Genomic DNA, 11,644 nt, shown 5'->3' with positions numbered 1-11,644 from the left:
GTGATGATCACCATCGTTTCCGTGAGGGGGAGTCCGTCATGGCGTCGCGCCGGGCGAAGCAGGTACTGGTCACCGGATGGGCGGTGCTCGCGGCGGCGGGCGCCGGGGCCACGCTGGTGCTGAACGACAGCACCGACGACGCTCCCGGGCGGTACGGCTGGTACGAGTCCACCCCGCAGGGGGAGCCTCCGGCTCCGGTGGAGGACGACCGCTGCGCGGCGCCCGGACCGGACCAGTGGCGGTATCCCAGCCTCCCGGCGGCCCTCCGGGTGTGCCACCACGCCGTCCTCCGCTCCGCCGAGCCCGGTCCGGGCCCTCGCCGGGAACCGCTCGAAGGGTCCGTGCCGCAGCCCTACGGCGACTACCTCCGCGACACCGGGGCCATCTTGGACCCCGCCGGGTAGCGGCGCGTTCCGTGCCCGCGCCGACCTCCGGGCCCGGCTCCGCGGCGGCGGACCGGTCGTGTGCCGGAACGGCCTGTGACCATCGCCCGCACCGGGGTACAGGTGGGCTATGAGCACTGAACAGACCGGAAAGACCAAGGAAGGGGCCTGCCTCGTCGAGATCGAGCTGCCCCACTGCACCGCTTCGAACGCGGCGGCCGTCTTCGCCGTCCTGAGGTCGGCGTTCCCCGAATCGCCCGAGCTGGGCGACGGCAACGGCGGGGGCGGGCCCGGGGCGGACGGCGAGCAGCGGAAGTTCTGGGTGGGCACGGTCGACGTCCGCGCCCACGGTGAGGTGGAGTGCACCCTGGAACTCGGGGAGCCGGTCGAGGCGGACCTCAGCGGCGGCCCCGACGCGGTGCGGCAGGTCCAGAACGCTCTCGTGGGCTTCTACGACGTGACGGCCGAGCCCCGGATCTCGGGCGACCAGGAGGTGGAAGTGCGGCTGAGGCTCGCCCAGCGCTGACCGGCCCCGGCGCCGACCGCCCCGGGGCCGCTCCCATCGCCCCGGGGCCGCCGTTCGCGGACTGAGAGCGCCGCGGGCGGGTACGCGCCCCCGCGAACGGAAGCGAGCGAGGACGAGCGGGAGCGGGGAGCGCGCACCCGCCCGCCGGCTGTCCGGCCGGCGGGCCGCACCGTCTCAGAGCACCCCGGGAGGGACCCATGCCCATCTCGACCACCAACCCGGCCACCGGTGAGACCCTGCAGACCTTCGAGGCCCTGGGCGACCAGGGGATCGAGGAGCGGCTGGAGCGCGCCCGCGCCGCCTTCGAGGAGTACCGCACCACCGGCTTCGCCGAGCGCGCCGAACTGCTGCACCGGGCGGCCGGCCTGCTGGAGAAGGAGCGGGACGACATCGCCCGCACTTTGACCACCGAGATGGGCAAGCCCGTCACCGCGGCCCGCGCCGAGGCCGCCAAGTGCGTGAAGGCGATGCGCTGGTATGCCGACCACGCCGAGGAGCTGCTGGCCGACGAGCACCCCTCGCCGGCGGACGTGGAGGACAGCGGCGGCAGCACCGCGTACGTGCGCTACCGCCCCCTGGGCCCGGTCCTGGCGGTGATGCCGTGGAACTTCCCGCTGTGGCAGGTGATCCGCTTCGCGGCCCCGGCACTGATGGCGGGCAACACCGGCCTGCTCAAGCACGCCTCGAACGTGCCGCGGACCGCTCTGTACCTGGAGGATCTCTTCCGGCGGGCGGGCTATCCGAGGGGCTGCTTCCAGACCCTGCTGATCGGCTCCGGGGCGGTGGAGGACGTCCTGCGCGACGGCCGTGTGGCCGCCGCGACGCTCACCGGCAGCGAACCGGCCGGGCGCTCGGTGGCCTCGGTCGCCGGCGACGAGATCAAGAAGACCGTTCTGGAGCTGGGCGGCAGCGACCCGTACCTCGTCCTGCCCTCGGCGGACGTGGTGAAGGCGGCCGAGGTCGCGGTGACCGCGCGGACCCAGAACAACGGCCAGTCCTGCATCGCGGCCAAGCGCTTCATCGTGCACCGGGACGTGTACGAGGAGTTCGCCCGGCTGTTCGTGGACGGCATGGAGGCGCTGAAGGTGGGCGATCCGATGGACGAGTCCACCCAGGTCGGGCCGCTGGCCAGCGAGAGGGGCCGGGCCGACCTGGAGGAGCTGGTCACCGACGCCCGCTCCCGCGGTGCCACCGTGCTGTGCGGCGGGCGGCGGCCCGCGGCCCATCCGGCCGGCTGGTTCTACGAGCCCACCGTCCTGGCCGACGTCACGCCCGGGATGCGCGTCCACCGCGAGGAGACCTTCGGGCCGGTGGCGACGCTCTACCGGGCGGCGGACCTGGACGAGGCGATCGCGGTGGCCAACGACACCCCCTTCGGCCTGAGCTCCAACGTCTGGACCCGAGACGGGGAGGAGCAGGAGCGCTGCGTGCGCGACCTGCGGGCGGGCGGTGTCTACTTCAACGGCATGACCGCCTCGCACCCGGCGATGCCCTTCGGCGGGATCAAGCGCTCCGGTTACGGCCGGGAGCTGTCGGGGCACGGCATCCGCGAGTTCTGCAACGTCACCACGGTCTGGCACGGCACGCCCCCGGACGTGCCCACCGCCGAGTGACGCGCGGGGCGGTGTGTGACGGCAGGGCCCGGGCCCGTCAGGCGTCGTCGAGCCTCAGTTCCGCCCATACGACGCGTCCCCGCGTCCGGGCGGCGGGTATGTCCCCCCAGGATTCGGCGAGGGCGTCGACGAGTTGGAGGCCGCGCCCGCTGGTCGCCTCGACGTCGGCGGAGCGGGCCGCGAGTCCGGGCGCGCCGGTGCCCTGGTCGCGCACCTCTATGCGCAGTCGCCGGTCGCCGTGCTGGAGAAGGCAGGCGATCCTGTCACTGACGGTGTGGACCACGGCGTTGGTGACGAACTCGGAGACGACCAGCTGCGCCGTGTCTACCGCGCTCTGCGGACAGTGCCAGCGGTGCAGCCACTCCGCGAGCAGGTGCCGGGCCACACACACCGAGGAGCGCTGGGCGGGCACCTCGAATTCCGCCCGTTGCCGCGATCGCTGGGGGTGGACGGCCGGCAGCATGGGGGTCATGTGCGCTGAGCGGGGGAGAAGAGCCATCAGTGGCTCGCCTTTCGTACGCCGGTGGGCGTCGGGTCCGGTGCACCGTGTGCGGGGCGCGGCCCGTGCCGGGGGCCGGTGCCCGGTGCGCCACGGTGGGGAGGAACGGCGAGGGCACGGGGTCCGCGAAGGGGGTGGGAGAGCCCGTGTACCGGTACGGTTCGACGCCGGTGTGACCGCGCCGTGAACTGGATCACCCGGCTACTATGCTCATTGGTGTCCGCAAAAGGCAAGAAGAGTTCTGCAAATTGCAAGATTTAAACGACAGCCTGGCCGCGTCACCGGCTCCGTGGCACACTGCTCTGCCGGTGAGACGCGAGCGGAGAGGAAGAGACCATGGGCGAGTCCCGGTCGGCGCCGACCGTGGGGCAGATCGTCCTGGGGCTACGCCTGCGTGACCTGCGGGAACGTGCCGGGAAGTCGTTCGAGGAAGCCGCCCGGGTCCTGAGCGTCACCACATCCACGGTCCGCCGCATGGAGAAGGCCGAGGTGGGCCTGCGCCCGTTGTACGTCAAGGCGCTGCTGGAGAGCTACGGCGTCGGGGCGGAAGAGGCCGACGCCTTCCTCGCTCTGGTGGAGAAGGCCAACAAGCCGGGCTGGTGGCACCGCTTCCGCAGCGTCCTGCCGGACTGGTTCAGCCTCTACGTCAGCCTGGAGAGCGAGGCCGACCTCATCCGCTCCTACGAGCCCCACTGCGTTCCGGGTCTGCTCCAGACCGAGGAGTACGCCCGCGCCCTGCTGCGGACCGGCTTCCCCCGGGCGGACGAGGAGGAGCTCGACCGGCGGGTCGCGCTGCGCATGGGCAGGCAGCAGCTCCTGGCCAAGCCCGACGCGCCGCGACTGTGGGCGGTGCTGGACGAACAGGTGCTGCGCAGACCGGTCGGCGGAGCCGGTGTCATGAGGGCGCAGATCGACCGGCTGGTCGAGGTCTGCGCCGGTCCCGGGATCAGCCTGCAGATCATGCCCTTCAGGGCCGGTCCCCACCCGGGGATGTTCGGCCCCTTCCAGCTCTTCCGGTTCAGCTACCCGGAGCTGCCGGACATCGTCTACACCGAGAGCCTGACCGGCGCCGTCTACATCGACGAGCGCCCCGAGGTCACCACCTATCTCGAAGCCCTCGACCGCATGGTCACCCAGGCCCTGCCGGTCCAGGACACCGAGCGGACGCTGCTCGAACTGCGCGAGGCCTTCTGAGGCGGCCCGCCCCCCCGCCCGGCGTGACCGACGTCACAGGGCGGCCGTCTTCCTCCGTACAACCGTTGTGCGGTCGGTGTACAGGCATGTAGGAATGGCCCTTCCCGATGATCGATTCACGTCGGCACGTGATCGGAAGAGACAAGGAAGAGCACGTCATGTCTGTCCAGCCGCCCACCCCAGGGAACGATTCCGGCGAACCGGAGGGCGGGCGGCCGGACATACCCGACGAGATGTGGGAGCGCTTCGTCGACGAGTGCGAGACCTCCCCCGGCTCCGCACCCAAGGAGCCGTCCGCCCGGGCGCGGATGGTGACCGAGCGTCTGCGGAAGGCCGACGAGGAAGCCGCCGCGAGGCGGCGGAGCCGGCGCTGGGGGAGGAAGCGGCAGCCCGAACCCTGGCAGCCCGAGGGCTGGCGCACCGGCCCCGCCTGGCGGGAGATGGAGGGCGGCAGGCGCGGACGAGGGCGGCCGGCCCGGGCCGGCATGGCGCTCGGCGCCGGTGTGACCGCGCTGGCCCTGCTCTACGCGCTCGATCCGGCGCTCGTGCGCTCCTGGCTGCCCGACGGCGCCGACGGCCCCGGATCGGCCGCCCCCCCTGCCCGCGGAGACCGCCGCGCCCGCCACCGCGCCGGATGCGGAACCCCTGCCCGATCAGCCCACGGTGAAGCAGCCGTTCGCCGGCTCGCCCGCCAGGCGGTGGGCCGAGGGCGCGGACGCCATCGAGATGCCGAAGGCCACCGCGGTCGGCGGTGTGCCGGCCGCCGAGATCCGGGCCGCCCTGGAGCGGACCAAGAAGTTCCTGGTCGCCGCCAACCTCGACCGCGATGTGCTGTACGGCCCACGGTGGGAGCACACCGAGGGCATGCTATGGCTGTACAGCTACGATGGGGACATCGCCAACGACACCTGCGACGAGCACGACGGCTTCATCCACCCGCAGTTCGTCGCCGACCGGTACGCCAACCCCGCCACGGGCGAGGAGAGGGACCCCTACGATCGCAGCAGGCCGGTCGAGGAGTGGGCCGGGGAAGGGGAGTGCATGGCGGCCTCGAGAACCTAGTGCCGCGTTCGCCGGGGTTCGCCCGGTGGCGGGACTCCCCGGGCCCGCAGGGCCGAGGGACCGCGACCGCAGGACGGCCGTGGACCGCATGCAGCCGGTCCCGCCCGGCCCTTCGGCCGACGTGGCATGGGGCACCGGCCGTCCGGAAGCCGGGGGAGGCGGCCGGCGGGGCGATCCCGGCCGCTCCCGCACCGGCCGTCCGGCTCAGCCCCGTGGAGGACGGCCGGTGCGCAGCATCCGCAGCACCGCCTCCTCGATCGCCCCCCGGGTCGCGGGCACCCCGAAGGCGGCCCGGTCCCCGAGCCGGTGCAGGGCCGGGGCGATGGTGACACCCTCCTCGTACAGTTCGATCACCCGCGGGTTGACGTACGAGGCGCGGCACACCGCCGGGGTGTTGCCCAGGTGCTCGGAGACCTCCTTGACGGCGCGGGCGACCGCACGGCGACGGGAGGCGTCGCTCCGGTCGGCGAACCGCGACACGGCCAGGGCGACGGAGGCCAGCACGGTGGCGTGCCAGGTGCGGAAGTCCTTGGCGGTGACGTCCACCCCGCCCAGATCCCTCAAGTGGGCGTTGAGGTCCTCACCGGTCACCTCGTGCCACGCCGGCCGCTCCCAGTAGGCCAGCAGCCTCTCGCCGCCCCCGCGGCGCCGTTTGAGGGCACGTACCGCCCGGAACGTCGCGGGGTCCGCCACGGCGCGCACCACCTCCCGGCCGTGCTTGCCGGTGTAGACGAAGGTCACCTCGCCACCCGCGCAGTCGGCGTGCTCGCGCAGCAGGGTGGTCAGGCCGTAGGAGTTGTTCAGTTCCGCGTAGCGCTCGCCCCCGACGCGGAAGAACCCCAGGTCAAGCAGGCGGACCGCGGTGCCCAGCACCCGCTTTCGGGTCAGCCCGCGCTCGCCCAGGTGGGTCTCGGCCGTCCCGCGGATGCGGGGCAGCGCCTCGGCCACCTCCAGCACGTGCTCGTGCCTGGACTTCTCCTGCTCCGCCCGGAAGCACGGGTGGTACAGGTACTGGCGGCGCCCGGAGGCGTCGGTGCCCACGGCCTGGAGGTGGCCGTTGGGCCTGGGGCGGATCCACACGTCCGTCCAGGCCGGCGGGATCACCAGGGCTTTGATCCGCTCCAGTTCCGCCGGATCGCGCAGCGGCCGGCCCCCGGCGTCGAGGTAGCGGAAGCCGCGGCCGTGGCGCCTGCGGGTGTAGCCGGGGTCGCCGGGCCGGGTGTGGCGCAGACGCAAGCGGTCCTCCCTGGCCTGTCTCCTGTGGTTCCCACAGGGCTCCCGGGGTTTCCCGGGGCGCCCGGGGCCGGTACGCCGCCGCGCGGGCGGTGCGCCGGTGGGATCGTGCTCATTCCCCCTTTCGGTCTTTCCATGACCCGTTCGCCTGGGCCGGTCGTGTGACCGAACCGTGGCGCGTACTCGCGCCCGGTCGGGGAAGTCGCTGGACCGGACGAGCGCCTGAGGAGGCTGTGGCGATGAGAAGCGTCGGTGTCGAGGAAGAACTGCTCCTGGTGAGCGCGGACAGCGGTGAGCCGCAGGCCGTCTCGGGAGCGGTGCTGGCCTCCGTGGGCGAGGACGAGGAGCTGGAGAAGGAGCTCCAGGAGGAGCAGCTGGAGACAGGTACCCGTCCGCGTACGCAGATGGTGGACCTGGCCGTGGAGGTCCGCCGATGGCGCGGCGCGGCGTCGCAGCGGGCGCGCGCGGTCGGGGCGGAGGTCGCGGCGCTGGCCACCTCGCCGAGGGCGGTCGACCCCTCGCTCAGCCCAGGCGAGCGCTATCTGCGGATGGCCGGCGAGTACGGGCTGACCGCCCAGGAGCAGCTCACCTGCGGACTTCACGTCCATGTGAGCGTGGAGTCCGACGAGGAGGGGGTCGCCGTCCTGGACCGGATCCGGCCGTGGCTGGCCCCGCTGCTGGCGATGAGCGCCAACTCCCCCTTCTGGCAGGGGGAGGACAGCGGATACGCCAGTTACCGCAACCGGGTGTGGGGCCGGTGGCCGTCGGCGGGACCGGTGGAGGTCTTCGGCTCGGCCGGGAACTACCGCGAGCGGGTGCGCTCGATGATCCGGACGGGGGCGCTGCTGGACGAGGGGATGGTCTACTTCGACGCCCGGCTGGCGCGGAACTACCCCACGGTCGAGGTGCGGGTCGCCGACGTGTGCCTCGACGCCCGCGACACGGTGCTGCTCGCGGCGCTGGTCCGCGCGCTGGTGGAGACGGCGGCCCGGCAGTGGCGCGCCGGCGAACCGCCCGCGCCGGCGGACGTCGGCCTGCTGCGCCTGGCGGCATGGCGGGCGGGCCGATCCGGACTCTCCGGGGAACTGGTGCACCCGGTGACCTTCGAGCCGGCTCCCGCGCAGAGCGTCGTGGGCGCCCTGCTCGACCACGTCGCGCCGGCCCTGTCGGACACCGGTGACCTGCCCCTGGCCAAGGAAGGGGTCGAGGACCTCTTCCGGCGCGGCAACGGCGCCGCCGCCCAGCGCGCCGTCTTCGAGGAGACGGGGGGCGACCTGAGCGCCGTCGTGGCCGAAGCGGTGCGCAGGACCGTGGCCTGAACGTGGCCTGAACCGAGCCCCCGCCCACCTGGGCGGGGGCTCAGCGACCGGCCGCGTCCTTGACCATCGCCGCGGCCAGCACCCTCTGCTTGAGCCGGGCGACGCACTCCTCGCAGGCGGAGAACACGGTCGTCCTCCCGCGGTACCCGACCTCCGCGAGGGGGCTCAGCGGCACGTCGCCCCGCCCGCACCACAGCCAGCACACGGGGCCCCGCCCGGCGGGGGAGGGGCTCTCCACCTGCTCCTCCAGCCGGCTGATGCAGTCCTCGCAGGCGTACAGCGGGGCGTGGGTGCCCCAGGAGACCACCGGTCCGAGCCAGGTCACCGCCGTGCCGCTGCGCAGGCACCACAGCCAGCAGTCGCCGACGACCCACGCGCACCGGCCGTCCTCCGCCCGCTGCGGCGGCTGCTCGGGCGGCCCGGGGCGCGGGGGGCCGGGCGGGGCACCGCACTCCCGGCCGGTGTCCGTCTCGGTGGGCACGGGGCGCCTCCTCTCCACACGGGGGAGCGGCCGCCCGCTCTGCGGTCCCCCCCCCGTCATGCGTACCCCGGATCGACCGGCGGGGACAGCGGGACTTCGGGCCAGCCTCACGGGCGTGCCGCCTCCCCCCTCCGGCGGCGGCCCGGGCGCGGGAACCGGGCCCGCCCACCTGCGCGTCCACTGGTCGCGGCCGTCGGACGGACGGCCTTGGACAGGGGGGTACACCACTGTGTTTCGGACATCACGGGGAGCGCTGGGCCGGACAGCGGTCGTCGCGGCGGCGGCCGTCGCGGCGCTGACCGCCTGCCAGCCGGAGGACCTGCCGGCGGACGACGTCCCGGCGTCCGCCGTTCCGGGCGCTTCGGCGACCGCTTCCCCGAGCGCGTCGCAGCCGGCCGCGACGGACGGTCAGCGGTCCCTGGTGGACGCGGCGGAGGCGGGGGGCCTGCGCAAGCAGACCGGGGACGGGGCCGTCACGGACGTACCGGTCGACCCGGGGGAGATGCGGGACGGCATGCGACTGGTCGTCAGCCACTTCGCCGCCCCGGGCGGCGGTGACCCGGTCCTCTTCGAGGGCGTCGACAACGTCCCCGAGGACACGAACAAACGCCGCGAACACCTCTTCCGCGGCATGCTTGAGTACATCGAGTGGGATCCGGAACTGGGGCAGCCCCAGGCGCGGCCGGTGGCCGATCCGGGGCCGCTGGGCGGCTCGGTGGAGTGCCTGATGGCCTCCCTCGCCGAGAACGGCCAGGTGGTCTGCGGCTGGGCGGACGAGAGCACCGCCGCGGTGGCGCTGTTCCCCGACAGCACCCTCGACGAGGCCGGGAAGCTGTTCGTCGCCATGCGAGGCGGTCTGGAGCGCTGACCCCGGACGGGGAGCCGGAGCGCGGACCGAACACGCCGGTCCGCGCTCCGCGCGGCGCACCGATGGCCGACGTGAAGGTACGAAAGGGGCGGATCGGGGTACAGGCACACGCGCACGGCGGTTCCGGACGCCTCCGCCGCGCGAACCCTCGTTCGAAGGAGACCTGTACGTGACCGAGACAGCCAGGCAGCGCGACGACCGGCCGGTGCTCACGAACCGGCAGGGCCACCCGATCCACGACAACCAGAACCAGCGCACGGTCGGCGCCCGTGGTCCCGCCACGCTGGAGAACTACCACTTCCTCGAGAAGATCAGCCACTTCGACCGCGAGCGCATCCCCGAGCGGGTGGTGCACGCGCGCGGCGTGACGGCCTTCGGCTACTTCGAGGCGTACGGCTCCTGGGGTGACGAGCCCATCGCGCAGTACACCCGCGCCAGGCTGTTCCAGGAGCGGGGCAAGCGCACCGACGTGGCCGTGCGCTTCTCCACGGTCATCGGCGGACGCGACTCCGCCGAGACCGCCCGGGACCCCCGCGGCTTCGCGGTGAAGTTCTACACCGAGGAGGGCAACTGGGACCTCGTCGGCAACAACCTGGGCGTCTTCTTCATCCGGGACGCCATCAAGTTCCCCGACGTCATCCACGCCCTCAAGCCCGACCCGGTGACCTTCGAGCAGCGGCCGGAGCGGATCTTCGACTTCATGTCGCAGACACCCGAGTCCATGCACATGCTGGTCAACCTCTTCAGCCCGCGCGGCATCCCCGCCGACTACCGGCACATGCAGGGCTTCGGGGTCAACACCTACAAGTGGGAGAACTCCGACGGCCGCACCATGCTGGTCAAGTACCACTGGATGCCCAAGCAGGGCGTGCGCTCCATGACGGAGGAGGACGCCGCGAACGTCCAGGCCGGCAGTCTCGGCCACGCCACCAAGGACCTGTACGAGGCGGTCGAGCGGGGCGACTACCCCGAGTGGGAACTCCTGGTGCAGATGATGGAGGACCACGAGCACCCGGAGCTGGACTTCGACCCGCTGGACGACACCAAGACCTGGCCCGAGCAGGAGTTCCCGCCCAAGCCGGTCGGCCGCATGGTCCTCAACCGGATGCCGGACGACTTCTTCACCCAGAACGAGCAGATCGCCTTCGGCACCGGTGTGCTGGTCGACGGTCTGGACTTCTCCGACGACAAGATGCTGGTCGGCCGCACCTTCTCTTACAGCGACACCCAGCGCTACCGGGTGGGCCCCAACTACCTCCAGCTGCCGGTGAACCGGGCCAAGGCCCCGGTCCACACCAACCAGAACGGCGGCCCCATGGCCTACGAGGTCGACCCCCGGGGCGAGAACCGGCACGTCAACTACGAGCCCTCCACCCTCGGCGGGCTCCAGGAGGCGGAGGGGCCGGGCTACGGCGAGCAGGGACCGGAGCTCCGCGGCAGGCTGACCCGCAGCCGCATCCCGCGGACCAACGACTACATGCAGGCCGGGCAGCGCTACCTGCTGATGGAGGACTGGGAGCGCGACGACCTGGTCGCCAACTTCACCGACCAGTTCAGGCAGTGCCCCCGGCACATCCAGGAGCGGATGGTGTGGCACCTGCTGCTCGCGGAGAACGACCTCGGACTGCGAGTGGGCGAGGGACTCGGCATCTCCCCGCAGGACGTGGCGAACCTGGAGCCGCTGCCGGACCAGCAGTTCACCGACGAGGACCGCGAGCGCCTGGCGAACCTCGGCAAGAACCCGCCGCGGGACGTCGAGGGCCTGACGATGACCCACTGCGTCCCCGACGAGCGGCACGTGGTGACCCGCTGACCGGTGCCTGCGCGGTATGGCGCGGCGCGTACGGGGAAGCCGTGGGAAGACCCGGGCGGCCCGTGGCGGTGCGCCCGGAACAGTCCCGCGGACCCGGTAGGAGAGAACCGGTCATGAAGAAGAGGAAGCAGAAGCTGGTGTACAGGCCCGTGGGGTTCGCGCTCGGCACCCTGGGCGGCCTGGTCGCGAGCACCGCCTTCAAGAAGGCGTGGAAGGCGATCAGCGACGAGGACGACGCGCCCGACCCCGGGGACGAGGACCGCAAGCTGGGCGAGATCCTGCTGGCGGCCGCGATCCAGGGCGTGATCTTCTCGGTGGTCAGGGCGGCGGTGGACCGCGGCGGTGCCGTCGCCGTCCGCAAACTGACGGGTACCTGGCCGGGCTGAGCCCGCACGGCCGCCCGGCGGGCGGCGCACACGGCGGCGGGGCCGTACGGAGATCCGTACGGCCCCGCCGCCGTGTGCGGGGCGGGTCCGAGGCTTCCGGAGCCTTCGGCCTCCGCCGGTCCGGGCGGCCGAGGGGACATGCGGCGGCGCAGCCGCCCGGGAGAGGCGCCACGCGCGGAAGTGTCGTCACGATGGCGAAAATTTTCGGTATACCGGACGGCCTCTTCTGGTGTTCTGTGCCCTCAACTGTATTGGGAACCATGGGAT

At 72.9% G+C, this 11,644-nt stretch carries 11 protein-coding genes and 1 pseudogene; 9 read left to right on the top strand and 3 right to left on the bottom strand.

Features of this window, described 5'->3' with window-relative positions; all coding sequences use genetic code 11:
• The 3 genes and pseudogenes from IQ279_RS22195 to IQ279_RS22185 form a co-directional block, all read left to right on the top strand.
• Window positions 1-404 (top strand): annotated as a pseudogene (locus tag IQ279_RS22195) (hypothetical protein); the annotation flags it as partial.
• A gap of 109 nt (window positions 405-513) precedes the next feature.
• Entirely contained in the window at window positions 514-909 is a 396-nt protein-coding gene (locus IQ279_RS22190) for a hypothetical protein (RefSeq protein ID WP_206350784.1), read from the top strand.
• A gap of 197 nt (window positions 910-1,106) precedes the next feature.
• Window positions 1,107-2,522 carry an NADP-dependent succinic semialdehyde dehydrogenase gene (locus tag IQ279_RS22185; protein ID WP_206350782.1) on the top strand — a complete coding sequence of 472 codons (1,416 nt, stop codon included), beginning with the start codon at window positions 1,107-1,109 and terminating at the stop codon, window positions 2,520-2,522.
• 37 nt (window positions 2,523-2,559) lie between these two features.
• Here IQ279_RS22185 and IQ279_RS22180 read toward each other — a convergent pair whose 3' ends face one another.
• Window positions 2,560-2,994 carry an ATP-binding protein gene (locus IQ279_RS22180; protein ID WP_206350780.1) on the bottom strand — a complete coding sequence of 145 codons (435 nt, stop codon included), beginning with the start codon at window positions 2,992-2,994 and terminating at the stop codon, window positions 2,560-2,562.
• 363 nt (window positions 2,995-3,357) lie between these two features.
• Here IQ279_RS22180 and IQ279_RS22175 point away from each other — a divergent pair, with 363 nt between their 5' ends.
• Window positions 3,358-4,215: a Sco1979 family transcriptional regulator gene (locus tag IQ279_RS22175; protein ID WP_206350778.1), complete on the top strand. Its 858-nt coding sequence runs from the start codon at window positions 3,358-3,360 to the stop codon at window positions 4,213-4,215.
• A 663-nt stretch (window positions 4,216-4,878) separates the two neighbouring features.
• Complete coding sequence (locus tag IQ279_RS28215) at window positions 4,879-5,277, top strand: hypothetical protein (RefSeq protein ID WP_307792480.1); 399 nt, start codon at window positions 4,879-4,881, stop codon at window positions 5,275-5,277.
• Window positions 5,278-5,481: 204 nt separating this feature from the next.
• Here IQ279_RS28215 and IQ279_RS22165 read toward each other — a convergent pair whose 3' ends face one another.
• The gene (locus IQ279_RS22165; RefSeq protein WP_206350777.1) at window positions 5,482-6,513 is read right to left on the bottom strand and encodes a DNA topoisomerase IB; all 1,032 of its coding nucleotides are present in this window, start codon (window positions 6,511-6,513) and stop codon (window positions 5,482-5,484) included.
• A 236-nt stretch (window positions 6,514-6,749) separates the two neighbouring features.
• Between IQ279_RS22165 and IQ279_RS22160 the strand changes: the two genes are divergently transcribed.
• Window positions 6,750-7,829: a glutamate--cysteine ligase gene (locus IQ279_RS22160; protein ID WP_206350773.1), complete on the top strand. Its 1,080-nt coding sequence runs from the start codon at window positions 6,750-6,752 to the stop codon at window positions 7,827-7,829.
• Window positions 7,830-7,869: 40 nt separating this feature from the next.
• On the opposite strand, the gene IQ279_RS22155 is transcribed toward IQ279_RS22160, so the two are convergent.
• Window positions 7,870-8,310: a hypothetical protein gene (locus tag IQ279_RS22155; RefSeq protein ID WP_206350811.1), complete on the bottom strand. Its 441-nt coding sequence runs from the start codon at window positions 8,308-8,310 to the stop codon at window positions 7,870-7,872.
• Window positions 8,311-8,539: 229 nt separating this feature from the next.
• Between IQ279_RS22155 and IQ279_RS22150 the strand changes: the two genes are divergently transcribed.
• The 3 genes from IQ279_RS22150 (at window position 8,540) to IQ279_RS22140 (ending at window position 11,377) form a co-directional block, all read left to right on the top strand.
• On the top strand, window positions 8,540-9,178 hold the full coding sequence (locus IQ279_RS22150) for a hypothetical protein (protein WP_307792479.1): 639 nt from the start codon (window positions 8,540-8,542) through the stop codon (window positions 9,176-9,178).
• 169 nt (window positions 9,179-9,347) lie between these two features.
• On the top strand, window positions 9,348-10,991 hold the full coding sequence (locus IQ279_RS22145; protein WP_206350772.1) for a catalase: 1,644 nt from the start codon (window positions 9,348-9,350) through the stop codon (window positions 10,989-10,991).
• A gap of 113 nt (window positions 10,992-11,104) precedes the next feature.
• Window positions 11,105-11,377 (top strand): DUF4235 domain-containing protein, encoded by a 273-nt coding sequence (locus IQ279_RS22140; protein WP_093848697.1) that lies wholly within the window; start codon window positions 11,105-11,107, stop codon window positions 11,375-11,377.
• The last annotated feature ends 267 nt before the right edge of the window (window positions 11,378-11,644 follow it).

The sequence above is a fragment of the Streptomyces verrucosisporus genome (genome assembly GCF_017114865.1).
Taxonomy (GTDB): Bacteria; Actinomycetota; Actinomycetes; order Streptomycetales; family Streptomycetaceae; genus Streptomyces; species Streptomyces fenghuangensis.
Note: the sequence above shows the minus strand (reverse complement) of the source record. Positions and strands in the feature narration are given on the sequence as shown.